This is a genomic window from Streptomyces sp. NPDC054794, from assembly GCF_053611585.1.
On sequence record NZ_JBSHAQ010000061.1, the window covers coordinates 1 to 23,592 of the forward strand.

21 protein-coding genes are annotated in these 23,592 nt (G+C 71.0%); 8 read left to right on the plus strand and 13 right to left on the minus strand.

Going from position 1 to position 23,592, the window contains the following annotated elements:
- A partial coding sequence (locus ACWGKT_RS40675) for an amino acid permease (RefSeq protein ID WP_453277681.1) occupies window positions 1–580 on the minus strand: 580 nt, incomplete at its 3' end.
- 364 nt (window positions 581–944) lie between these two features.
- Between ACWGKT_RS40675 and ACWGKT_RS40680 the strand changes: the two genes are divergently transcribed.
- The 4 genes from ACWGKT_RS40680 (at window position 945) to ACWGKT_RS40695 (ending at window position 3,834) form a co-directional block, all read left to right on the plus strand.
- The gene (locus tag ACWGKT_RS40680) at window positions 945–1,409 is read left to right on the plus strand and encodes a Crp/Fnr family transcriptional regulator (protein ID WP_453277641.1); all 465 of its coding nucleotides are present in this window, start codon (window positions 945–947) and stop codon (window positions 1,407–1,409) included.
- A gap of 35 nt (window positions 1,410–1,444) precedes the next feature.
- On the plus strand, window positions 1,445–2,116 hold the full coding sequence (locus ACWGKT_RS40685) for a CBS domain-containing protein (RefSeq protein ID WP_453277642.1): 672 nt from the start codon (window positions 1,445–1,447) through the stop codon (window positions 2,114–2,116).
- A 102-nt stretch (window positions 2,117–2,218) separates the two neighbouring features.
- Window positions 2,219–2,920, plus strand: coding sequence for a response regulator (locus ACWGKT_RS40690; protein WP_453277643.1), 702 nt, complete (start codon window positions 2,219–2,221; stop codon window positions 2,918–2,920).
- Between the two features lie 101 nt (window positions 2,921–3,021).
- Complete coding sequence (locus ACWGKT_RS40695; protein ID WP_453277644.1) at window positions 3,022–3,834, plus strand: PhzF family phenazine biosynthesis protein; 813 nt, start codon at window positions 3,022–3,024, stop codon at window positions 3,832–3,834.
- Here ACWGKT_RS40695 and ACWGKT_RS40700 read toward each other — a convergent pair.
- Window positions 3,824–4,624 carry a CPBP family intramembrane glutamic endopeptidase gene (locus ACWGKT_RS40700; RefSeq protein ID WP_453277645.1) on the minus strand — a complete coding sequence of 267 codons (801 nt, stop codon included), beginning with the start codon at window positions 4,622–4,624 and terminating at the stop codon, window positions 3,824–3,826. The two genes, ACWGKT_RS40695 and ACWGKT_RS40700, sit on opposite strands and share 11 nt — an antisense overlap.
- A 202-nt stretch (window positions 4,625–4,826) precedes the next feature.
- Window positions 4,827–6,344 (minus strand): glutamate--cysteine ligase, encoded by a 1,518-nt coding sequence (locus ACWGKT_RS40705; RefSeq protein WP_453277646.1) that lies wholly within the window; start codon window positions 6,342–6,344, stop codon window positions 4,827–4,829.
- 553 nt (window positions 6,345–6,897) lie between these two features.
- On the opposite strand from ACWGKT_RS40705, the gene ACWGKT_RS40710 reads away from it, so the two are divergent.
- Together ACWGKT_RS40710 and ACWGKT_RS40715 are read left to right on the plus strand one after the other, a co-directional pair.
- Window positions 6,898–7,482: a hypothetical protein gene (locus ACWGKT_RS40710; RefSeq protein ID WP_356157507.1), complete on the plus strand. Its 585-nt coding sequence runs from the start codon at window positions 6,898–6,900 to the stop codon at window positions 7,480–7,482.
- A gap of 327 nt (window positions 7,483–7,809) precedes the next feature.
- Complete coding sequence (locus ACWGKT_RS40715) at window positions 7,810–8,016, plus strand: DUF5999 family protein (protein ID WP_356157516.1); 207 nt, start codon at window positions 7,810–7,812, stop codon at window positions 8,014–8,016.
- A 154-nt stretch (window positions 8,017–8,170) separates the two neighbouring features.
- On the opposite strand, the gene ACWGKT_RS40720 is transcribed toward ACWGKT_RS40715, so the two are convergent.
- The 3 genes from ACWGKT_RS40720 to ACWGKT_RS40730 form a co-directional block, all read right to left on the minus strand.
- Entirely contained in the window at window positions 8,171–9,988 is a 1,818-nt protein-coding gene (locus ACWGKT_RS40720; protein ID WP_453277647.1) for an APC family permease, read from the minus strand.
- Window positions 9,989–10,187: 199 nt separating this feature from the next.
- Complete coding sequence (gene lysA, locus ACWGKT_RS40725) at window positions 10,188–11,522, minus strand: diaminopimelate decarboxylase (RefSeq protein ID WP_453277648.1); 1,335 nt, start codon at window positions 11,520–11,522, stop codon at window positions 10,188–10,190.
- Window positions 11,523–11,538: 16 nt separating this feature from the next.
- The gene (locus ACWGKT_RS40730; RefSeq protein ID WP_453277649.1) at window positions 11,539–11,883 is read right to left on the minus strand and encodes an SAV_915 family protein; all 345 of its coding nucleotides are present in this window, start codon (window positions 11,881–11,883) and stop codon (window positions 11,539–11,541) included.
- A 325-nt stretch (window positions 11,884–12,208) separates the two neighbouring features.
- Between ACWGKT_RS40730 and ACWGKT_RS40735 the strand changes: the two genes are divergently transcribed.
- On the plus strand, window positions 12,209–12,772 hold the full coding sequence (locus ACWGKT_RS40735) for a universal stress protein (protein ID WP_453277650.1): 564 nt from the start codon (window positions 12,209–12,211) through the stop codon (window positions 12,770–12,772).
- A gap of 151 nt (window positions 12,773–12,923) precedes the next feature.
- On the opposite strand, the gene ACWGKT_RS40740 is transcribed toward ACWGKT_RS40735, so the two are convergent.
- The 7 genes from ACWGKT_RS40740 to ACWGKT_RS40770 form a co-directional block, all read right to left on the minus strand.
- Window positions 12,924–15,467 (minus strand): ATP-binding protein, encoded by a 2,544-nt coding sequence (locus ACWGKT_RS40740; RefSeq protein ID WP_453277651.1) that lies wholly within the window; start codon window positions 15,465–15,467, stop codon window positions 12,924–12,926.
- Between the two features lies 1 nt (window position 15,468).
- Window positions 15,469–16,152: a response regulator gene (locus tag ACWGKT_RS40745; RefSeq protein WP_453277652.1), complete on the minus strand. Its 684-nt coding sequence runs from the start codon at window positions 16,150–16,152 to the stop codon at window positions 15,469–15,471.
- A complete protein-coding gene (locus ACWGKT_RS40750; RefSeq protein WP_453277653.1) occupies window positions 16,152–16,820 on the minus strand; it encodes a potassium-transporting ATPase subunit C in 669 nt (222 codons plus the stop codon). The genes ACWGKT_RS40745 and ACWGKT_RS40750 overlap by 1 nt, the downstream gene beginning before the upstream one ends.
- A gap of 5 nt (window positions 16,821–16,825) precedes the next feature.
- Window positions 16,826–18,961: a potassium-transporting ATPase subunit KdpB gene (kdpB, locus tag ACWGKT_RS40755; protein ID WP_453277654.1), complete on the minus strand. Its 2,136-nt coding sequence runs from the start codon at window positions 18,959–18,961 to the stop codon at window positions 16,826–16,828.
- Window positions 18,958–20,622, minus strand: coding sequence for a potassium-transporting ATPase subunit KdpA (gene kdpA / locus ACWGKT_RS40760; RefSeq protein ID WP_453277655.1), 1,665 nt, complete (start codon window positions 20,620–20,622; stop codon window positions 18,958–18,960). The genes kdpB and kdpA overlap by 4 nt, the downstream gene beginning before the upstream one ends.
- An 8-nt stretch (window positions 20,623–20,630) precedes the next feature.
- Complete coding sequence (gene kdpF / locus ACWGKT_RS40765) at window positions 20,631–20,720, minus strand: K(+)-transporting ATPase subunit F (protein ID WP_016434100.1); 90 nt, start codon at window positions 20,718–20,720, stop codon at window positions 20,631–20,633.
- A gap of 233 nt (window positions 20,721–20,953) precedes the next feature.
- Window positions 20,954–22,795 (minus strand): APC family permease, encoded by a 1,842-nt coding sequence (locus ACWGKT_RS40770; RefSeq protein ID WP_453277656.1) that lies wholly within the window; start codon window positions 22,793–22,795, stop codon window positions 20,954–20,956.
- A gap of 276 nt (window positions 22,796–23,071) precedes the next feature.
- Between ACWGKT_RS40770 and ACWGKT_RS40775 the strand changes: the two genes are divergently transcribed.
- Window positions 23,072–23,578 carry a hypothetical protein gene (locus ACWGKT_RS40775; protein WP_453277657.1) on the plus strand — a complete coding sequence of 169 codons (507 nt, stop codon included), beginning with the start codon at window positions 23,072–23,074 and terminating at the stop codon, window positions 23,576–23,578.
- Window positions 23,579–23,592 lie beyond the last annotated feature (14 nt).

Genomic DNA, 23,592 nt, shown 5'->3' on the forward strand with positions numbered 1-23,592 from the left:
CCACCGAGGCGGCCTCCAGGCCGAGGTAGCTGAACAGGGCGATGGCGGCCGCGGCCGAGATCGCGCCGAGGTCCGACTGCCCGCTCGCGTTGAAGGCGCCGAAATTGGACGGGTCGACGAACAGCAGCCCGACAGTGGCCATGAAGACCAGCGGGACGAACTTCAGCACCGTGGTGATCACCTGGAACGCGCCCGTGTTCCGCGACCCGGTGAGATTGATCCCGGCGGGGATCCACAGCCCGATCAGCGCGATCAGCAGGGAGACCCCGGTCCGGTGGCCGGTGTTGACGAAGACCTCGACGTAGCCGACCCACGCGACCACGATGGCCGCGTTCCCGGCCCACGCCGTGATCCAGTACGACCAGGCGGTGAGGAATCCGGCGAACTCGCCGAAGGCCTCGCGGGCGTAGACGTACGGTCCGCCGCTCGCCGGGACGCGCCCGGACAGGGCGCCGAAGGTCAGCGCCAGCGCGAGCGCGCCGAGGGTCACGACGACGAACGCGACGAGGGCGACGGGACCGTAGGGGGCGAGCGCGGACGGGAGGGCGAAGACGCCGGTCCCGATGATGCTGCCGATCACGAGCGCGGACGCGGCGGGGAGGCCGAGCGACGCCGACGGCGCCGCTCCTCCCCCGCTCCCGGCGGCCTTGGACATGGCTGTGCTCCTGGTGCGGATCGCTGTGGATGGGGCGATGCGCAGCGATCATTCAGCGCGCCGGCCGGGCGGGGTCAGCGGCCGAAGGTCCCGGTCCGGACCGATGGTCCCCACCGCGGACGTCCCGTTCGGCCCAGGGCGGCAGCGGGCCGTCTCGCGCCCCTGGGCCGGCCCGCGCCCGGCGAGAGCCGAGTGGCCTGGGCGAGGGGCCGGGTGGCCCCTGGTCCGGTGGCCCGGGACGGGCACACGCTGGTCTCGGCACTTCCTACTCGCCGCCGGGAGGCACGCCATGCCGATCACCCCCACCCGCAACATGCTGCAGGCCCTTCCCGCCGAGCACCGGGAGCGGCTGATGCGGATCGCCCGCGAGGTGTCCTTCCCGCAAGGGACGCGCATCTTCGACGAGGGCGCGCGCGCCGACCGGTTCTGGGTCATCCGCACCGGCACGATCGAGCTCGACATGCACGTGCCGGGCCGGCGAGCCGCCGTCATAGAGACCCTGCGGCACAACGAGCTCGTCGGCTGCTCCTGGCTGTTCCCGCCGCGCGTCTGGTACCTGGGCGCCGAGGCGACGACACCGGTACGGGCGTACGAGTTCGACGCCACGGCCGTCCGCCTGATGTGCGAGGAGGACCCGGCGCTGGGCCACACCATCACCCAGTGGGTCGGCGAGGTCCTGGCCCACCGCCTCCGCGCCGCCCGGACCCGGCTCCTGGACCTGTACGCCCCGTACGGGGCCGGATCGGTCGCCTGAGCCGTCCGGCGGATCCGAGCGTGGAAGGATTCACGATGCACGGCACCCCGCACATCGTCGGCGACGTCATGAGCCGGACGGTCGCCTCCGTGGACCGCAGGGCCGCCTTCAAGGACATCGTGCGGCTGATGCAGGACCGGAAGGTCAGCGGCGTTCCGGTCCTGGCGGGCGGGGGCCGGGTCGTCGGTGTGGTGACCGAGGCCGATCTGCTGCGCAAGGAGGCGTTCCGGGACAGCGAGAGCGACCGCGAGCGTGCCCGGCGGCCGCGCGACCTGCCCGGCAGCGCGAAGGCCGACGCGGTCACCGCGGAGGAGCTGATGAACGCGCCCGCCCTGACCGTCCAGGCGGACACGACCCTCGCGCAGGCCGCGCGGATCATGGCCCAGTCCAAGGTCAAGCGGCTGCCGGTGGTCGACGAGCGGGGTGTGCTGGAGGGCATCGTCAGCCGGGCGGACCTGCTGAAGGTGTTCCTGCGCGACGACGAGGACATCGCCGAGCAGGTCCGGCGCGAGCTGGTGTCCTATCTGTTCCCCAGGCCGGGTTCGGCCGTCCGGGTGGACGTCGGCAACGGAGTCGTGAAACTCTCCGGACGGGTACGGGACACCTCGCTGGTGCCCGTCGCCGCCCGCCTGATCCGGGCGATCGAGGGGGTCGTCGACGTCGAGTTCGACCTGGACGGCGCCTCGACCGCGCGCCCGGTGAGCTGAGGGTTGGGCCGGTCGGCCCTAGTGCGTCCGGCCCCGGGCGGGTGATGATCGTCGTCGCGGACAACCCGCAGTCCGTCCGTCATCGGGGAGCGAGAGGTCGTCATGGCCGACACCGGCACTTTCACGGAGCACAATCCCATCCGCGTGTTCCTGCTCGACGACCACGAGGTCGTCCGGCGTGGTCTGACCGACCTGCTCGACGCCGAGCCGGACATCTCCGTGGTCGGCGACGCGGACAGCGTCGAGCAGGCGCTGGTGCGCGGCCCCGCCCTGCGCCCGCACGTCGCCGTCCTCGACGTGCGGCTGCCGGACGGCGACGGCATCACGGTCTGCCGTGAGCTGCGCAGCCGGATGCCGGAGCTGTCCTGCCTGATGCTGACCTCGTTCGACGACGAGGAGGCCCTGCTCGACGCCATCATGGCCGGGGCCTCCGGCTACGTCCTGAAGCAGATCAAGGGCTCCGACCTGATCTCGGCGGTCCGCACGGTCGCCTCCGGCCAGTCGATGCTGGACCCCGCGACCACCGCCCGGCTGATGCGCTCGCTGCGCGCCGACCCTGCGGAGACGCCGGAGGTCGCGCCCGAGCTGGCGAGCCTGTCGCCCCGTGAGCGGGACATCCTCGCGCTGATCGGGGACGGGCTGACCAACCGCGAGATCGGCAAGAAGCTCTACCTATCCGAGAAGACGGTCAAGAACCACATCTCCCGACTGCTGGCCAAGCTCGGCGTCCAGCGCCGGGTCCAGGCCGCGGTGCTCGCCTCCCACCTGGACCAGCCGAGCCCCGGGGACCGCCCCGCGCGGTGAGCGCCCCGCGCGGCGAGCATCGGCCGCCGGTCGGAGGAATCGGGCCAGTCGCCCGGAATTGGCCTTGGCCGGGCGGGCGGCACGACGTCTAGCGTCGGCGCATGCGGATTCGTATCGTCGACGCCTTCACCGACCGCCCCTTCGCCGGCAACCCGGCCGGGGTCCTGCTCCTCGACGCGTTCCCGGACGACGACTGGCTCCAGAACGTCGCGCTGGAGGTCAACCACGCCGAGACGGCGTTCGCGCACCGCCTGCCCGAGGGCGGCGAGGCGGACTGGGCGCTGCGCTGGTTCACGCCCGCCACCGAGGTCGCCATGTGCGGGCACGCCACGCTCGCCACGGCCCACGTCCTGCACACCACGGGCGCGCACGAGGGCCCCGTGCGGTTCGCCACCCGCAGCGGCGTGCTCGTCGCGACGCCCGACGCGGACGGCTGGATCACCCTGGACTTCCCGACCGCCCCGCTCACCCCCGTCGAGATCCCGGCCGGCATCGCCGAGGCGCTGGGCGCCGAGCCGCGCGTCGCCTTCGACACCGGGCCGAACGTGGGCGACCTGATCGTGGAACTCGCCGACGAGAAGACCGTGCTCGGCCTCTCCCCCGACCACAAGGCGCTCGGTGTCCACTCCGCGCGCGGCATCATCGCCACCGCCCGCGCCCAGGACCCGTCCCGGGGCTACGACTTCGTCTCCCGCTGTTTCTTCCCCAACGTCGGCATCGACGAGGACCCGGTCACCGGCAGCGCCCACACCGCGCTGGCCCCGTTCTGGTCCGGGCGTCTGGACCGCGCCGACCTCACCGGTCTGCAGGCCTCGCGCCGCTCCGGTCTCGTCCGTACGGGGCTGCGCGGCGACCGCACCCTGCTCACCGGCCGCGCGGTCACCGTGATCGACGGCGAGCTGCTCACGCCGTAGGCAGCCACCCCACCTTGCCGGCCAGCAGGGCGTAGCCGACGAACGCCCCGATGTCGAGCAGGGAGTGCGCGACCACGAGGGGACCCACCCGGCCCCAGCGCCGGTACAGCAGGACGAACACCACGCCCATGACCATGTTGCCGACGAAGCCGCCGACGCCCTGATAGAGGTGGTACGAGCCGCGCAGCACCGCACTCGCCACCAGGGCGGTGCCCGGTGTCCAGCCCAACTGGCCCAGTCGGCGCAGCAGATAGCCGACCACGATCACCTCTTCGAGGATCGCGTTCTGCAGCGCCGACAGGATCAGCACGGGGTACTTCCACCACACGTCGGGCAGGGCCTCGGGCACCACGGTGAGGTTGAAGCCGAGGCCGCGTGCGGCCAGGTAGAAGGCGATGCCGGTGCTGCCGATCACGGCCGCGATCGAGGCTCCGCGGCCGAGGTCGGGCCAGGGCCGGGTGCGGTCGAAGCCGAGGGTGCGCATGCTGCGGCCCTCGCGCATCAGGAGGTGCGCGACGAGCAGGACGGGCACGAGCGCCGAGGCGATGCCGAACAGCTGCCAGGCGAGGTCCAGCCAGGGGCGGCCGGGCGCGGCCGAGGCGTTGAGGGTGGCCGCCTGGTCCTTGAGGCCGCCCGGTTTCGTGACCGATCCGACGAAGCTGATCAGGGCGGAGACTCCGCTCGCGCCGAGCGAGAGCCCCAGAACGAGCAGCGTCTCGTCCCGGAAGATCCGTCGCGAGGGCCGCTCCAGCGGCTGTGAATCGGCCACCGAGTCCGCCTCCACCTGCACACCTGCCTCCTTGGGTAGTCCCGCCCCATGCACATCTTCGCCCGTCGGCATCCCGTAGGACGTGACGGGGATCGTGCGCCACAGGCTGTCGCGGGACAGGGAGGTGCGCCACGGTCATGGGTCGTCACAGCTTGCCCGATCGGTGCGGGACATGCGTGACCGACCCCTGTCCGAGGCCGAGGGCGGACCCGGTGACCGGCGCTCAGCCCAGCGGCACCGGTTCTGGCAGGCCCACCGGCCAGGTGTGCACCGGCTCGCCGAGGGTCATCAGCTCGCGGTAGCGGCGGGTCGTGGCCGCGAGGGCGGCCGGGCGGCTCATGCCCTGTTCCAGAGCACGGTGGAAGGTCGCCGCCTGCCAGCTCGCCCCGTTGGTGCGACGGCGGCACCGCTCCTCGATGATCCCCAGATAGAGGTCGCGGTCGGCGGACTCCACGCCCCAGGCGTCCAGTCCGGCCGCGGCCAGCGGCAGCAGTTCGTCGCGCACGAGCGAGACCGCGTCGACCTCGGCCGTACCGGAGTAGCGTCCGCGCCGCGGCCACACGAAGCGGGCGTCGATGCCGTACCGGCAGGCCGCGTCGAAGTTGGCGGCGGCCGTCTCGAAGGGCAGGCGCGTCCACACGGGTCGGGACTCCTCTGCCAGGGCGCGGACCAGGCCGTAGTAGAAGGCCGCGTTGGCGATGACGTCGGCGATGGTGGGTCCGGCCGGCAGGACGCGGTTCTCCACGCGCAGGTGCGGGACGCCGTCCGCGATGCCGTACACGGGCCGGTTCCAGCGGTAGACCGTGCCGTTGTGCAGGACGAGTTCGGCGAGCTTGGGCACGCCGCCCGCGTCGAGGACCGCGAGCGGGTTCTCCGCGTCGCAGATCGGCAGCAGCGCCGGGAAGAAGCGCAGGTTCTCCTCGAACAGCTCGTACGCCGAGGAGATCCAGCGCTCGCCGAACCAGGTGCGCGGCCGTACCCCCTGGGCCTGGAGCTCGGGCGGGCGCGTGTCGGTGGACTGCAGGAACAGGGGCGGCCTGGACTCGCGCCACAGCTCATGTCCGAAGAGGAAGGGCGAGTTGGCGCCCACGGCGATCTGCGCCGCGCAGGCCGCCTGTGCCGCGTTCCACACGTCGGCGAAGCGGGCCGGGGTGACCTGGAGGTGCAGCTGCAGGGAGGTGCACGCGGCCTCCGGCACGATGGACTTCGATGTGCAGGTGAGGTGTTCCACGCCCTCGATGTCGACGACGAAGTCCTCGCCCCGGGCCGCCACGATCTGGTCGTTGAGCAGCGTGTAGCGGTCCACCTCGGAGAGGTTGGCGGAGACCAGGTCGTCCCGCTCCAGCGTGGGCAGAATGCCGATCATCACGATGCCGGCGTCCACCTCCTGCGCCTTGCGGTCGGCGTAGGCCAGCGAGGTCCGCAGTTCCTCGGCGAGCCGGTCGAATACCCGGCCGCCCAACCGGTGTGGGGCGATGTTCACTTCCAGGTTGAACATGGCGAGTTCTGTTTGGAAATCGCGGCTCGCGATGCGTTCGAGTACTTGTCCGTTCAGCATTCTCGGCATGCCGTCGGAACCCGCGAGATTCAATTCGATCTCGACTCCCATGAGGTTCTTCGGGCGGTCGAACCGCTTCTCGACCAGCAGCCGCTCCAGCCCCGTCAGGCACATGCGGACCTTTTCACGGTAGCGCTGGCGATCGGACAGGTCGAACGGCCCCGCCACGACCTTCTCCCCCATCGAAGTGTCCCTCCTCGGATGGGCGGGCCGAAGATCCGGCCGCCGGTGTCCCGGGTCAGGTGGGATGATGCCCAGCCGAAGCGATCGATAACGTCCCGCGCCGACCCGTCCCCCGCTACTCTGTTGGAATGTGCCCCGGGGCACATTCACGGGGCATGGGGCATCACGCAACTTCGGGTGCCCCGATGTCCTCGTGAAAAACGCCGACGACAATCGGCCGACCGTCACCCGGGCGTATTCCGAGGTCAGCACGGTCCCGCCGGTCGGGAAATCGGGATGATTCCCGCGAATCAGCGGCCGAATAGCGCCTTGTTTTGTTCGCCGGAAACGGCTAGTGGAAACAACGTCTGAACACGCGTCGTATAAACTCCGCTACCAAGGCAGAAGGTTGGCGCCCATGGTCCTGGTTCCTGCCGTCAAGGTGACGTGCGGCAGGCCTCGTCCGCACCCTCGTTCACCGACCCGGGCCCCGCCTCCCTGACCACCTGAGCTGACAGCGTCGTCCGCCCCCTCCCTCGCGCCACCGCGCCTGTCGAACGAGAGGCGACCCACCATGCCGCTGCAAGTCCCCCCTGCCCCCGCGCCTGCCCTGCGCTCCGTCCTCACGGCCCTCGGTTCCCCCACCGCGGTCCGCGAGGCCCGAACTCCCTCCCTGCGCGCCGCTCAGGGACCCGCCACTCCCGAACTCCCGCTCCCCGTCCATGTGCTGGACCGGATCACCGCCAAGGGCGTGTCGGCCACCCGGCTGACCGGCTGGCGTTTCCTGATCCGCTGCGGCGACCGCGCGGTGGCCGCGGCCGAGACCATGCTCACCCCCGACGGCTGGGCGTTCTCGCACTTCTTCGAGGGCCCTTACGTCTCCTCGACCGAACGCGCCCTGCGCCAGGCCGAGGCGATGCCGCAGGCGTACCAGCCGCGCCTGCTGTCCGTGCCCGGCCTGTACATGCTGACGCTGTGGCTGCACGGCGACTGCGCGGCGGACGGCTCCGAGGGGCATCCCGCGGCCACCGACCTGCTCGTCCCGCTGGCCCCGGCACCGCCCGGCATCGCGGCGCACCGCCCGCTCCGGGTCGCCGAACTGCTCCCGGTCCTCACCCATCGCGCGACACCCCTGCCCCTGCTCGGCTCGCCCGCCTGATCCGACCCTTTCGTACCCCGTCTCCCTTTTCGGAGACGGGGTACCTCGTATTTCCGGAAGCATTCCGCTCGTACGAGCAATTCACTGCTCCGACGAGCCGAAGAACGGCTGGTCCCGGCCGGACTAGCCCCATTCGGCCATCACGAACCACCCGAAGTGGCCGCCCAGTTGGGATGAACCATCCGCGTGGCCGACGCGTCATCAATCTGTGAAGAAGCGGTGCCGCGAAATCCCTGCGGATTGACGCCCGGAGAGCAACACTGGGTTCCGACCGACGAATCACAACGGGGGACGGCCATGACCACGACACAGCGAAAGATCCCACCCATGTGCCAGCACCAGCCACCGTGCCCGACAGCCGAATCCGCCGACCGGGAGTCCGCCCGACTCGTGGCGCACCACCCGGAGCAGGGATGGAGCCTGCTGTGCAACGGCGTTCTGCTCTTCGAGGACACCGGTGAGCTCCTGCCGGACGGCCAGATCATCGCCCCGCACCGCCCGGTGGGCGCCGCCCGGGTGATGACCGCCGCCTGAGCACCACCCCGGGCGGCTCCGCCGCTCCGCCCGGCGATCCAAGGGGCCGGCTCGCACACACACGGTGCGCTCCGGCCCCGACGCATGAGTGCGGACGGCTACTCCGCGTAGTCGGTCGAATGCCGCGGGCCCAACGGCCTCGGACACAACCGCCTCAGACGTGGAGCCGGTACGGCAGCATGCAGACCACCACGTCCGTGCGGGCCCGCAGCACGGTCGCGAGGAGCAGGCCGCGCTGGTTCTGGAGGATCTCGTAGCGGCGGTGCCGCGGTTCCACCTCGGGGATGAGAACGGCGACCTGGCGCCCGTCCCGGGCGACGCGCTGCACGTAGTCGACGATCGGCTGGACCAGGGAGCGGTGCGGGCTGTCGATGACGACGAGGCGTACACCGGGGTTCCAGCGGTCCCAGTCCTCCTCCAGCGCACGGGCCTTGGCCGGGTCCGCGTGCACCGCGACCGCGACCACCTCGTCGCCCAGCGCGAGGGCGGCGGTGATGGCGTGCCGGGCGAGTTTGCTGACCTCGCCGAGCGGGACGATCACCAGGCTGCCGGCGCGTCGGTCGGGCGGTTCGGGGATCCGGCCCAGGCCGAGTTCCTCGCCGACGGCCCGGTAGTAGCGCTCGATGCGGGCGAACATCAGCATCATCAGCGGTACGGCGACCACCACCACCCAGGCTCCCTCCAGGAACTTGGTGGTGAGCAGGATGAGCCCGGCCAGGGTGGTCAGCACCGCGCCGGTGCCGTTGATCAGGGCGCGGTGCACCCAGCCGTCCGGCCGCTGGGTGGCCCAGTGCCGGACGAGGCCGACCTGGCTGAGGGTGAAACCGATGAACACGCCGATCGCGAACAGCGGGATCAGCCGGTGGGTGTCGGCGCCGGTGGCGATGAGCAGCAGCGCGGCGAGCAGGGCCAGGGCCAGCACGCCGTAGCGGTAGACGGGGCGCTCGGCGCGCAGCCCGAACAGGTGCGGCAGCCGGTGGTCGCGGGCGAGCAGACTCATCAGGACCGGCAGTCCGCCGAAGCTGGTGTTGGCAGCGAGGAGCAGGACCAGGGTGACGATGATGTTGGTGGCGTAGTAGGCCCAGCCGTCGCCGTAGGCGCCCGCCGTCAGCTGGGCGAGCACCGTGACGTTTCCGCGCGGGGCCACGTGGTCGCGGCGGATCAGTACGGCGATGCCGATCAGCATCAGGCCGAGCAGCGCGCCGAGCATGAGTTCGGTGTGCTGGGCCCGCTTGACGCGCGGGGTGCGGAAGGTGGGCACGGCGTTGGCGATGGCCTCGACGCCGGTCAGGGCGGAACAGCCGGACGAGAACGCCTTGAGGATCAGCAGCAGGCCGAGCGACTCCCGCGCCGGGAAGGACTCCGCGGTGCCGACGACCGCCACCGGGTGCCCGCGCAGGAGTCCGAGGACGACGATGCCGAAGATGGCCACGATGAACAGCACCGTGGGCAGCATGAGGACCCGGGCGCTGTCGGTGACGCCCCGCAGGTTCACGGTCGCCAGCAGGGCGAGGCCGATCAGACAGACCCAGAGCTTGTCCCCGGCGAGGGAGGGAAACGCGGAGACGAGGGCGTCGGCCCCGGCGGTGAGACTGACGGCCACGGTGAGGACGTAGTCGACGACCAGACTGGCCGCGGCGAGCAGGCTGGCGGTCGGGCCGAGGTCCTTCTTGGCCACGGCGTAGGCGCCGCCGCCGTCCGGGTGTACGGCGATCACTTGGGTGTACGACACGACGAGCGCCGCGAGCAGGAAGACGATCGCCAGGGTGATCGGCAGGGTCGCCGTCAGCGCCCCGGTGCCCGCGACCACCAGCACCAGCACGATCGCCTCGGGACCGTACGCGACCGAACTGAGCGCGTCCAAGGAGAGGGCGGCCAGGCCCTCCAGGCTGGTGAGATGGTGTTTCTCCCCCTCACCGGGGCGCAGCGGAACTCTGGGTCGCAGCTCACGATGCGCCAGGCCATAAGCCATCGGGACCTCACCAGGGTCGGTCGGACGGATCGGACGATCTGCACCAGTCTGTCCGCCCCGACGCGGCCCTGCGCGTCCGATGGTGGCCCGGGCGGGCCGGCCCCGCGTGAGTGAGGGAGATGAGCCGACCCGCCCGGGAGTTTTCCAGCAGCCCCTCCGCCGGCGGGCCCAGGGGCGGCCGGCAGGAAGGGGGGACGGGCTACAGACCCACGTCCCGGCTGCGGATGTCGTCCATCGACTCGCGGCGCACCAGGAGGCGGGCGTGGCCCGCGCGCACGGCGGCCACCGGCGGGCGGCCGACCAGGTTGTAGCCGGAGGCCATGGACAGGTGGTAGGCACCGGCCACGGGGACGGCGAGCAGGTCGCCGGGGCGTACGTCGGCGGGGAGCTCGACGTCGCCGGCGAGGACGTCGCCCGCCTCGCAGTGCCGGCCCACCACGGTCACCGGGGCCATCGACTCCGCACTGGCCCTGCCGATCAGACGGGGCGCGTAGCGGACGCCGTACAGCGCGGGCCGCGGGTTGTCGCTCATGCCGCCGTCGACGGCCACGAAGATGTGGTCGCCCGTGCGCTTGACGGCGAGCACGTGGTACAGGGCGATGCCCGCCGGTCCCGCGATGGCCCGGCCCGGCTCGACGACCAGGCGGGGCACGGGAATCCCGGCCGCTCCGCACGCCTCGGTCAGCTCCGTGCGGACCTTGCGGGCCAGGGCGGTGAGGTCGAGCGCCTCCTCGCCGGGGCGGTAGGCGATGCCGTGGCCGCCGCCCAGGTCGAGTTCGGGCAGCACCAGTCCGTGCTGCTCGTGCAGGCGGGCCATCAGGCCGACCACGCGGCGCACGGCGGCGAGGTACGGCTTGACGCTGGTGATCTGCGAGCCCAGGTGGCAGTGCAGGCCGGTGAGTTCGAGCTGCGGCTGGTCCAGGATCCGGGCGATGGCGTGCTGGGCGTAGCCGTCGCGGATGGACAGGCCGAACTTCTGGTCCTCGGTGCCGGTGCGGATCTTGTCGTGGCCGCCGGCGCTGATGCCGGGCACCACGCGGACCATGACCTTCTGGTGGCCTTCGGGGGCGACGGCGGCGGCCAGCCGGGCGATCTCGGACGGGCTGTCGATCACGATGCGGCCCACGCCCAGGCGCAGGGCGGTCTCCAGGTCGCGCGGGGACTTGGCGTTCCCGTGCAGCACGATCTTCTCGGGCGGGAACCCGGTGGTGACCGCGAGCTCCAGCTCGCCGGCCGAGCAGACGTCGAGGCCGAGGCCTTCCTCCTCCACCCAGTGGACCACGGCCCGGCACAGGAACGCCTTGGCCGCGTAGAGGACTTCGGCGTCGGGGAAGACGTGCCGGTAGGTGCGGCAGCGCTCGCGGACCTCGGCCTCGTCGAGGACGTAGACGGGGGTGCCGAAGCGCTGCGCGACCTCGGCGAGCGGTACGCCGCCCACGGCCAGGTCGCCCGGACGGGGTTCGGTGGTGGACGCGGGCCACACCGACAGCTCGTCCGGGGTGGTGGTGACGGTGGGTTCGTGCAGGGTCGTCATCTCGGGCTTCCCTCTCTCATGCGATCCGCAGGGCCACGGCGGGCGTGACGGACGGGACGGGCGTGACCGGCGCGGGGGCCGGCGCCGAGAACGGAGGGTCGACCGTGACGCGGGTGACGCCCAGCGGTGCGGTCAGCGCGCGCAGCGCGGGCTCGGCGAGCCGGATCCACGCCTGGTCGGGGCCGAGGGTCTCGGCGAGCCTGCGGGCGGAGGTGAAACCGACGGCGGTGCGGTCGCCGAGCGGGGTGCGGAAGAGTCGGGCCGCACATCCCGCTGGTCCCGGCCGGACGGGTACGAACAGTGGCCCGGCCGGGGAGCGATCGGAAGGCTCCGGGTCTTCACCGCACAAGAGTTCTGCCATGGGATGCCTCCTGGAGGATCCGGGTGGTGCGTGAACTGGATCTGAGGCCCCGGACGCGGGGAGGCGGACCGGGGCTCGTCCCCGACGCTATGCCCGGGTCCCCGGGGTTTCCGACGCCTCATGACGCGATGCTGACGGCGATCGGGGTGACGCTGACGGGATGCTGACGGCCGGGCCGACAGCCCTGGCCAAGGTCATCAGGGGCGTGCCAAGAAGTGGTCGCGGGGCTGGTCGTGGGGCCGGGCCGGGAGTGTGATGGAAGCGGTCCCACATCTGGGGCCGCCCTCGACGGACCTCGGGGGCACGCGCGACGAACGGTGGAGTGATGTCCGGTCACGACGCCTCGGCGACCGCTCGTGTCGTGGTCGGCGTGAGCGGATCCCTCGGCAGCGTCACGGCCCTGCGCCGGGCCGCGGCGGAGGCCAGGACCAGGGGGGCCGAGCTCTGGCCGGTGCTGGCCTGGGAGCCGCCCGGCGGAGAGCTCGCGGCCCGTCGCTCGCCGGCCGCGTGTCTGATGATGGACGAGTGGCAGCGCCTCGCGGGGCAGCGGCTGGTCTCGGTCCTGGACGAGGTCTTCGGCGACGACGGCCCCGGGCTGCCGATGCGGGCGCTCGTCGTGCGCGGCGTCCCCGGCGCGGCGCTGGTGGAGACCGCGTCCCGCGAGGACGACATCCTGGTCGTGGGCGCGGGCCGGCGCGGCCACCGCCTCCGCGCGTTCTCCGGCTGGGTCTCCCGCTACTGCCTCACCCACGCCACCTGCCCGGTCCTCGCGGTTCCCCCGTCACCGCTGGAGACCCAACTGGCCGCGGTGCACCGGCGCAACGCGTGGCGTCTGCGCCTGGACCCCCGGCAGCTGCTGAGGGAGGAGCCGGTACCGCCCGGCGTGTGAGACCGGGCGGTACGTGCGCCGGACGGAGGCAGGCCCGCACGCCCGTGCGGCGCGCGGCCTTCGCGTCCGTACGACGCCGAAGCCTCACTCGCGTCCGTACGATGGCGAAATCCTCGCTCGCGTCCGTACGCCCCCGAAGCCCGCGGCAGTGTCAGGACGTCACCGCGGCCGACAGGTCCGGCCGTTCCGGTCGGCGGCCCGGCGCCGGCCTCAGGCTCAGCACCATGGTGAGTCCGCCGCCCGGGGTGTCCTCGGCGTTCAGCGTGCCGCCCATCGCCTCGGCGAACCCACGGGCCACCGCGAGACCGAGGCCGACTCCGGCGCCGCGCGGGGAGTCGCCGTAGCGCTGGAAGGGCTCGAAGATGCGGTCCTTGGCCTCGTCGGGGACGCCCGGCCCGCGGTCGATCACCCGGACCTCCACCCGGTCGGCGACGGAACTCGCCCGCACCAGCACGGGTGCGTCCGGGGGGCTGTACTTGACCGCGTTCTCGACGATGTTGGCGACGACCCGTTCCAACAGCCCCTTGTCCACATGGACCATGGGCAGGGTCTCGGGGACGTCGAGCTCGACGCTGTCCTCCGGCACCCCGCCCAGCGCCATCGGCACCACCTCGTCGAGGTCGGCCTCGCGGACGATCGGCGTGACGGTGCCGGTCTGCAGCCGGGACATGTCGAGCAGGTTGCCGACCAGGTGGTCCAACCGATCGGCGCCCGCCTCGATCGCCTCCAGCAGGGCGGCCCGGTCCTCCTCCGACCACTCGACGTCGTCCGAACGCAGAGAAGACACCGAGGCCTTGATGCCGGCCAGGGGCGTACGCAGGTCGTGACTGACGGCGGCCAGCAGTGCCGTGCGGATGCGGTTGCCCTCGGCGAGCTCCTTGGCCCGGTCCGCCTCCTGCTGCAACCGCTGCCGGTCCAGCACGACCGCCGCCTGCGCGGCGAAGGCCGCCAGCACCCGCCGGTCGGAGGCGGGCAGCACCCGTCCCGACAGTGCGAGCGCCATGTGGTCACCCACCGGCATGTCGACGTCCGCGCCCTCGGGCGACCGGCACGGCCGGGGTCCGACACTGCCCGCGCAGGTCCACGGCGCCACGTCGCCCTCCCGCTCCAGGAGGGCGACGGACTCCATCCCGAACGTCTCCCGGACCCGCTCCAGGAGTTCCTCCAGGCTGGTCTCGCCGCGCAGCACACTGCCGGCCAGGAAGGACAGGATCTCCGACTCGGCGCGCAGCCGGGCCGCCTGGTGGGTACGCCGGGCCGCGAGGTCCACCACGGACGCCACGGACACCGCGACCCCGACGAAGATCGCTATGGCGACGATGTTCTTGGGGTCGGCGATCGTGAGCGTGTGGACGGGCGGGGTGAAGTACCAGTTGAGCAGCAGCGAGCCCACGGCCGCCGAGGTGAGCGCCGGGAGGAGGCCGCCGACCAGGGCGGCCGCCACCGTCAGCGACAGATACAGCAACATGTCGTTGGCCAGGCCCACTTCGGGGGCCGCGCTGGTCAACAGCAGCGTGAGCAGGACCGGGCCGAGCACGCCGGCGAGCCAGCCGCCGATGATCCGCGACCGGCCGAGCCGTGCGCCGCGCGCCACGGGCAGGCCCCGCCCCTTGCCCGCCTCGTCGTGCGTGATCAGGTGGACGTCGAGATCGGGGCCGGATTCGCGGGCGACCGTGGCGCCGACGCCGGGGCCGAAAACGTACTGCCAGCTCTTGCGGCGGGAGACGCCGAGGACGATCTGCGTGGCGTTGACGCCGCGCGCGAAGTCGAGAAGCGCGGCCGGGACGTCGTCACCGACGACATGGTGATAGGTGCCGCCCAGGTCCTCCACCAGCGTGCGCTGGACCGCGAGTTCCTTCGGGGAGGCCGCAGTCAGACCGTCGCTGCGCGCGATGTAGACGGCGAGCACCTCGCCGCCGGCGCCCTTCTCCGCGAGGCGGGCGGCCCGCCGTATCAGCGTCCGTCCTTCCGGGCCGCCGGTCAGGCCGACCACGATCCGCTCGCGCGAACCCCAGATGGCCGAGACGCGGTGCTCACTGCGGTACTCGTTGAGGTACTCGTCGACGCGGTCGGCCACCCACAGCAGCGCCAGCTCGCGCAGGGCGGTGAGGTTGCCGGGCCGGAAGTAGTTGGACAGGGCCGCGTCGACCTTGTCCGGCTTGTAGATGTTGCCGTGGGCCATGCGGCGGCGCAGCGCCTGTGGCGACATGTCGACCAGCTCTATCTGGTCCGCACGGCGTACGACCTCGTCGGGGACGGTCTCCTGCTGGCGCACGCCGGTGATGGACTCGACGACATCGCCGAGCGATTCCAGGTGCTGGATGTTGACAGTCGAGATCACGTCGATCCCTGCCGCCAGCAACTCCTCCACGTCCTGCCAGCGCTTGGCGTTACGGGAGCCCGGGATGTTGGTGTGCGGCAGCTCGTCGACGAGGGCGACCTGCGGGCGGCGCGCGAGGACGGCGTCGATGTCCATCTCGGTGAAGACGGCGTCGCGGTACTCCAGTTCCTTGCGCGGGATCATCTCCAGCCCGTGGAGCATCACTTCGGTCCGTGGCCGGTTGTGGTGCTCCACGAAGGCCACCACGCAGTCGGTGCCGCGTTCTGTCCGGCGGTGCGCCTCGGACAGCATCGCGTAGGTCTTGCCGACGCCGGGCGCCGCACCGAGGTAGATCCGGAGTCTGCCGCGTGCCATGTCATCCTTCGAAGCGGTAGCCCATGCCGGGCTCGGTGATCAGATACCTGGGGTGTGCGGGGTCCGCCTCCAGTTTGCGGCGGAGTTGGGCCATGTAGACCCGCAGGTAGTTGGTCTTGTTGCTCTGCGACACGCCCCACACCTCGCGCAGCAGGTGCTTCTGGGTGATGAGCCGGCCCGGATTGGTCACCAGTATTTCCAGCAGATGCCACTCGGTGGGGGTGAGACGGATGTCGCGTCCACCCCGCACCGCCTTCTTGGCGAGCAGATCGATGGTGAAGTCGGACGTCTCCACCAGCGTCGTCCCGGGGGCGACGGGCGCGTCCTCGGTGCGGCGGACGGCGGCCCGCAGCCGGGCCATGAGCTCGTCCATGCTGAACGGCTTGGTGATGTAGTCGTCGGCCCCCGCGTCGAGCGCGGCAACCTTCTCGTCGGACGCCTGACGGGCCGACAGCACCAGGATCGGTACGCGGGTCCAGCCGCGCAGCGCCTTGATGACGTCGACCCCGTCCATGTCGGGCAGTCCGAGGTCGAGCATCACCACGTCCGGCTGACGCGCGGCCGCCAGCCGGAGGGCCGTGGCGCCGTCGGGCGCCGCGTCCACTCCGTACTGGCGTGCCTGCATGTTGATCACGAGTGCCCGTACGAGCTGTGGGTCGTCTTCCACGACCAGCACTCGGGTCATCAGTTGCCCTTGATCAGTTCCTTGAGTGCGATGTTGAGTTCGAGGACGTTCACGCGGGGCTCGCCCATGAAGCCGAGGGTGCGGCCCTCGGTGTGGTCCTTCACGAGCTTGTCCACCTTGTCGACGGGGAGGTTGTTCTTCTCGGCGATCCGGTGGACCTGGATCTGCGCGTACTGCGGGGAGATGTCCGGGTCCAGGCCGGAGCCGGAGGAGGTCACCGCGTCGGCGGGGACGTCCGAGGGCTTGACCGTGTAGCCGGCCACCGAGTTGTCCTTGATCACCGCGGCCTTGGCGTCCTTGACCCACTCGATCAGGTCGGCGTTGTCACCGGAACGGTTGGTGGCGCCGGACAGGATCAGCTTGTACTGGGTGTTGACGGAGTTGGTGCCGAGGCCGTTCTGCGGGCGGCCCTGGAACCACTTCAGGTCGGGCTCCGGGGTCTCCTGGCCCTTCTTCAGCGGCAGGTTGTAGGCCTGGCCGATGAGCGAGGAGCCTACGACCTTGCCGTCCGCCTTGATCTCGGAACCGTTCGCCTTGTTGTTGAACACCCCTTGGGCGATGCCGGTGACGACCAGCGGGTAGATGACGCCGGTCACCAGGGTCAGCACGAGCAGGGCACGCAGTCCCGCCCAGAGCAGCCGGGCCGTGTTGGTAGCGGAGTTGTTCATGGCGATCAGCCGATCCCGGGGACGATGGAGATGATCATGTCGATGATCTTGATACCGATGAAGGGGGCGATCAGCCCGCCGATGCCGTAGATCGTGAGGTTGCGGCGGAGCATCTTGTCGGCGCTCACCGGCCGGTACTGCACGCCCTTCAGGGACAGCGGCACCAGCGCGATGATGATCAGCGCGTTGAAGACGACCGCGGACAGGATCGCGGAGTCCGGCGAGGACAGCCCCATGATGTTGAGCTTGTCCAGGCCCGGGTAGACCGCCGCGAACAGCGCCGGGATGATCGCGAAGTACTTCGCGACGTCGTTGGCGATGGAGAACGTGGTCAGCGCACCGCGCGTGATCAGCAACTGCTTGCCGATCTCGACGATCTCGATGAGCTTGGTCGGGTTGGAGTCGAGGTCGACCATGTTGCCGGCCTCCTTGGCGGCCGACGTACCGGTGTTCATCGCCACGCCGACGTCCGCCTGCGCGAGGGCCGGGGCGTCGTTCGTACCGTCACCGGTCATCGCGACGAGCTTGCCGCCAGCCTGCTCCCGCTTGATGAGGGCCATCTTGTCCTCGGGAGTGGCCTCCGCGAGGAAGTCGTCGACGCCCGCCTCCTCGGCGATCGCCTTGGCCGTCAGCGGGTTGTCACCCGTGATCATGACGGTCTTGATGCCCATGCGGCGCAGTTCGTCGAACCGCTCCCGCATGCCCTCCTTGACGACGTCCTTGAGGTGAATGACACCCAGGATCCGGGCGCCCTCCTCGTCGTGGATCGCCACGAGCAGCGGGGTGCCGCCGGACTCGGAGATCCGGCTGGCGATCGCGTCCGCGTCCTCGGCGACCGCCCCGCCCTGCTCCTTGACCCAGGCGATGACCGAACCGGCCGCACCCTTGCGGATCTTCCTGCCGTCCACGTCCACACCCGACATACGGGTCTGGGCGGTGAAGGCGATCCACTCGGCGTGCGCCAGCTCGCCCTGGTGGCGCTCGCGCAGGCCGTACTTCTCCTTCGCCAGGACGACGATGGAACGGCCCTCGGGCGTCTCGTCGGCCAGCGACGACAGCTGGGCGGCATCCGCGACCTCGGCCTCGGTGGTGCCCTTGACCGGGACGAACTCGGCGGCCTGGCGGTTGCCGAGGGTGATGGTGCCGGTCTTGTCGAGCAGCAGCGTGGAGACGTCACCGGCGGCCTCGACCGCGCGACCGGACATGGCCAGGACGTTGCGCTGGACCAGACGGTCCATGCCCGCGATGCCGATCGCGGAGAGCAGCGCGCCGATCGTGGTCGGGATCAGACAGACCAGCAGGGCCACCAGGACGACCATGGTCAGGTGGGTGCCCGCGTAGTTGGCGAACGGCGGCAGGGTGGCCACCGCGAGCAGGAAGACGATCGTCAGCGACGCCAGCAGGATGTTCAGCGCGATCTCGTTCGGCGTCTTCTGCCGGGCCGCGCCCTCGACGAGGTTGATCATCCGGTCGATGAAGGTCTCGCCCGGCTTCGTCGTGATCTTGATGACGATGCGGTCGGAGAGGACCTTCGTGCCACCGGTGACCGCCGAGCGGTCGCCGCCGGACTCGCGGATGACCGGGGCCGACTCACCCGTGATCGCCGACTCGTCGACCGAGGCGACACCCTCGATGACGTCGCCGTCACCGGGGATGATGTCGCCGGCCTCACAGACGACCAGGTCACCGATCTTCAGCTCGGTGCCGGGCACCTGCTCCTCGGAGCCGTCCCCCCGCACTCGACGCGCGACGGTGTCCGTCTTGGCCTTGCGCAGGGTGTCGGCCTGTGCCTTGCCGCGGCCCTCGGCGACGGCCTCCGCCAGGTTGGCGAAGATCACGGTCAGCCACAGCCAGGCGCTGATCGCCCAGCCGAACCAGTCGCCCGGGTCCTTGAAGGAGAAGACCGTGGTCAGCACCGACCCGATCCACACCACGAACATCACGGGGGACTTGATCATCACCCGCGGGTCGAGCTTGCGGACGGCGTCCGGCACCGACTTGACCAGCTGCTTGGGGTCGAAGAGGCCCGCGCCGACACGTCCCTCGGCGGGCTTGTGACCGGTGGGCACGTCGCTGTGCGGCGCCCGGGTCGGGGTGGCTGTGGACATCGAGTCCTCTTGCTTTTCTATACGAGTGGTCATGACGCCAGCCCTTCGGCCAGCGGACCCAGCGCGAGGGCCGGGAAGTAGGTCAGACCGGTGATGATCAGGATCGCCCCCACCAGCAGACCGGTGAACAGCGGCTTCTCCGTGCGCAGGGTGCCCGCGGTGACCGGGACCGGCTTCTGCTCGGCGAGCGAGCCGGCCAGCGCCAGCACGAACACCATCGGCAGGAAGCGGCCGAGCAGCATGGCCAGGCCCAGGGTGCTGTTGAACCACTGGGTGTCCGCGTTCAGACCGGCGAAGGCCGAGCCGTTGTTGTTGGCGGCGGACGTGTAGGCGTACAGGATCTCGCCGAACCCGTGCGCCCCGCTGTTGGTCATCGAGTTCGCCGGCGTGGGCAGGGCCATCGCGAACGCCGTGAAGATGAGCACGAGCGCCGGCGTGATCAGGATGTAGCAGGCCGCCAGCTTGATCTCGCGGGAACCGATCTTCTTGCCCAGGTACTCCGGCGTACGGCCGACCATCAGACCGGCGATGAACACCGCGATGATCGCCATGACCAGGATGCCGTAGAGGCCGGAGCCGGTACCGCCGGGCGCGATCTCGCCCAGCATCATGCTGAGCATGGTGATGCCACCGCCGAGGCCGGTGAACGAGGAGTGGAAGGAGTCCACCGCACCGGTCGAGGTGAGCGTGGTCGCCACCGCGAAGATCGACGAGCCGCCGACGCCGAAGCGGGTCTCCTTGCCCTCCATCGCGCCGCCGGCGATCTGGAACGCCGGGCCGTGGTGGGCGAACTCGGTCCACATCATCAGGGCCGTGAAGCCGAGCCAGATGGTGGCCATGGTCGCGAGGATCGCGTAGCCCTGCTTGACCGAACCGACCATGATGCCGAAGGTGCGGGTCAGCGCGAACGGGATCACCAGCAGCAGGAAGATCTCGAAGAGGTTCGAGAACGGGGTGGGGTTCTCGAACGGGTGAGCGCTGTTGGCGTTGAAGTAACCGCCGCCGTTGGTGCCGAACTCCTTGATGGCCTCCTGCGAAGCGACCGCGCCGCCGTTCCACTGCTGCGAGCCACCCATGAACTGGCCGACCTCGTGGAGGCCGGAGAAGTTCTGGATCGCACCGCACGCCACGAGCACGACGGCCGCGATCACGGCACCCGGAACCAGGATGCGGATTGTGCCGCGCACCAGGTCGGACCAGAAGTTGCCGAGCTCACCGGTGCGCGAGCGCGCGAAGCCGCGCACCAGCGCCACGGCGACGGCGATGCCGACGGCCGCGGAGACGAAGTTCTGGACGGCCAGGCCGGCGGTCTGCACGACGTGGCCCATGGCCTGCTCGCCGTAGTAGGACTGCCAGTTCGTGTTGGTGACGAAGGACGCGGCGGTGTTGAACGCCTGGTCCGGGTCGATGGCCTTGAAGCCGAGCGAGCCGGGCAGAGAGCCCTGGATCCGCTGCAGCAGGTAGAGGAAGAGAACGCCGACCGCGGAGAAGGCGAGGACGCCGCGCAGGTAGGCGGGCCAGCGCATCTCGGTGTCGGGGTTGGCACCGATGCCCTTGTAGATCCACTTCTCGACGCGCCAGTGCTTGTCGGAGGAGTAGACCTTGGCCATGTAGTTGCCAAGGGGGACGTAGGCGAGCGCCAGCGCGCCTATGAGAGCGAGCAGCTGGAGGAAGCCGGCAAGTACGGGACCCATGGTGTGTCTCAGAACCTCTCCGGGAAGATCAGGGCGAGGACGAGATAGCCCAGCAGGGCGACGGCCACGACGAGGCCGACGATGTTCTCGGCGGTCACAGCTTCGTCACCCCCTTGGCGACGAGAGCCACCAGCGCGAAGGCCGCGATCGTGGTGACGACGAAGGCCAGATCGGCCATCGTGAACTCCTGGGTTGAGGTTCGGGTGAGACTCGGAAGTCCGGACGGTTAGAGGAAACCCCCTGGCTGGCTGGATTTGGCCACCGTTGACGGGTCCCTTACGGCGGTCGATACGGCTTTGACGGGACCCATACGGAGACCGTGACGGGCGCCTCAGAACAGCCGGAACCGCAGCCGGCAGATCACCGCGTCGGTCTCCCGCCGCACCGCGTGGGCGACGACGGCGCCCCGCTGGTTCTGCAGCAGCCGCTGCCACAGCCGCTCCGGCTCGGTCTCCGGGATGAGCACGGTGACCTGGGTGGCCGGCTCCGCCGCCATGACCTCGCGGACGTACGCGGCGATGGGGCGCCCCAGGCTGCGGCGCTCGCACGCCAGCCGGACCAGCGGCACCCCGGGGTTCCACTCGGCCCAGGCGCGCTCCAGGGCGTGCAGCTGGGCGCGGTCCTCGGGGCCGGGATGGCAGACGGTCACCGCGCGCACCTCGTCGCCGAGGGAGGAGGCGGCGCTCAGGGCCTCGGAGGTGAGGCGGGACAGGGAGGAGACGGGCACGATCACGACCGAGCGTTCGCGGCGCGGGACGTCGGGGATGCGGCCCAGGCCGAGCCGCACGCCGATGCGGGTGTAGGCGCGGTGGACGGCGACGAAGGCCGCCACCAGCAGCGGCAGCGCGACGACGATCAGCCAGGCGCCCTCGGTGAACTTGCTCGCCGTGACGACGACGGTCGAGACGCCGGTCAGGACGGCGCCGAAGCCGTTGAGCAGCGCCTTGCCGCGCCAACCAGGGGTACGTTCCAGGCGCCAGTGCCGCACCATGCCGACCTGGGCGATGGTGAAGCCGACGAAGACGCCGATCGCGAAGAGCGGTACGAGGGTGTTGGTGTCGCCGCCGGAGAAGACGAGCAGCGCGGCGGAGACCGCGGCCAGGGCCAGCACACCGTGCCGGTGGACCTGGCGGTCGGCCTTCAGGGCGAAGACGTGCGGCGCGTAGTTGTCCCGGGCGAGCAGCTTCAGCAGGACCGGCAGGCCGCCGAAGGAGGTGTTCGCGGACAGCGCCAGCAGGATCATGGTGGCGAACTGGATCACGTAGAAGGCCCAGTTGTGGCCGAGCGAGGCGTCCGCGAGCTGGGCGAGGACGGTGACGCCCTCGACCGGCTGGAGGTGGAAGCGGGAGATCAGCACCGACAGGCCGATGAGCATCGCGCCGAGCACGGCGCCGAGGGCGACCTCCGCGCGCTGGGCGCGCCTGGCGCGCGGCACGCGGAAGGAGGGGACGGCGTTGGCGATGGCCTCGACGCCGGTCAGGGCGCTGCACCCGGAGGCGAAGGCCTTGAGCAGGAGCAGGGTGCCGACGGTGGTGGCGTTGTCCGCGACGACCGAGGCGTGACCGGCCGCGGTGGCGGTGCTCGCCGGCGCGGACCGGAACAGGCCCACGACGATCAGCACGAAGATCGAGCCGACGAACACGACGGTCGGCACGATGAACGCCTTGGCCGACTCGACTATGCCGCGCAGGTTGACCGCCGTGATCAGGACGAGGACCGCCAGGCACAGCCACAGCCGGTCGTCGTACAGGGTCGGGAAGGCGGAGGTCAGCGCGGCCACCCCGGCCGTGACGGCGACGGCGACGTTGAGGACGTAGTCCAGCACCAGCGAGGCGGCCGCCACCAGGCTGGTCCGCGCGCCCAGGTGCGTCTTGGCGACCGCGTAGGAGCCGCCGCCGTCCGGGAAGGCCGCGATCACCTGCCGGTAGGAGGCGACCAGCACCGCGAGCAGGGCGGCGATGGCCAGGGTGACGGGAAGCGTGAGGCCCAGGCCGTGGGCGCCCGCCGCCGCGAGGACGAGCACGATGGCCTCGGGGCCGTACGCCACCGAGGCCATCGCGTCCAGCGACAGGGCGGCGAGGCCGGTGACGGCGGTCAGACGGTGCCGCTCGCCGGTATCGGGCGGCTCCTCGTCCGCGGGGACGGCGCCCGGTTCGACGGTGAGTATGGACATGAGCGGCTGCTCCTTAGTACGGGACGAACGGCCGCGCGCCGAGGGCCGCGCGCGGTGCACCCAGGTTCTGTCCCGTTGCGGCCGGCCCCCGCGGCTCCTTGCGCGTTCTTCGCGCCGAACCCGGTGACCTTGACGTGTCCTTGACGGGAGTGTGACGCGGGCAACGGCCCGTCTTCGCTGCGGTCGCGTCAAGAACGCAGGTCGGCTCGTCAGAGTCCCGTCAATGCGCGGCGCAGCCGTGCCGTCCCGGCTGCCGGGGTCTCTACGCTCGCCCGCATGGAGCGCCGCGTGCTGTACGACCGCCGTTGGGCCGAGGATCTGTACAGCTCGGTCCGCTGTTCCGGCGTGCTACTGGGCCTGCTGTTCCTGATCGACTGGGGCACGGGCGACCTGACCTGGTGGCGCGGCACCCTGTGGGTCACGCTCGCGCTGCTGCTGTTCGTGGTGCTGTTCCCGGCCCGGGTCTCGGCGGGCGAGGGCTGGCTCGTCTCCCGCCGTCTGCTGCGCACCCGGCGGGTCCGCACCGACATACTCGTGTCCGTGCGCTGTCTGGACGGGGTCTCCCGGCGTCTCGTCCTGCGGGACGCCTTCGGCGACCGGGTCGAGCTCGACCCCGAGGTCTTCGTGAACAACCCGGACCTCTGGTTCCAGCTCGACGAGGACGCCCGCAGGTCCTCGGAGGCCGGGTTCCTGATGTGCGGGACGACCGCGCTGCGCCGCGTCGCGGAGCGGGTCGACCGGGAGACGGCACTGAGCGTGTTCCGGGCGTCCGGCCTGGAGTAGTCCCCCGGCTGCTC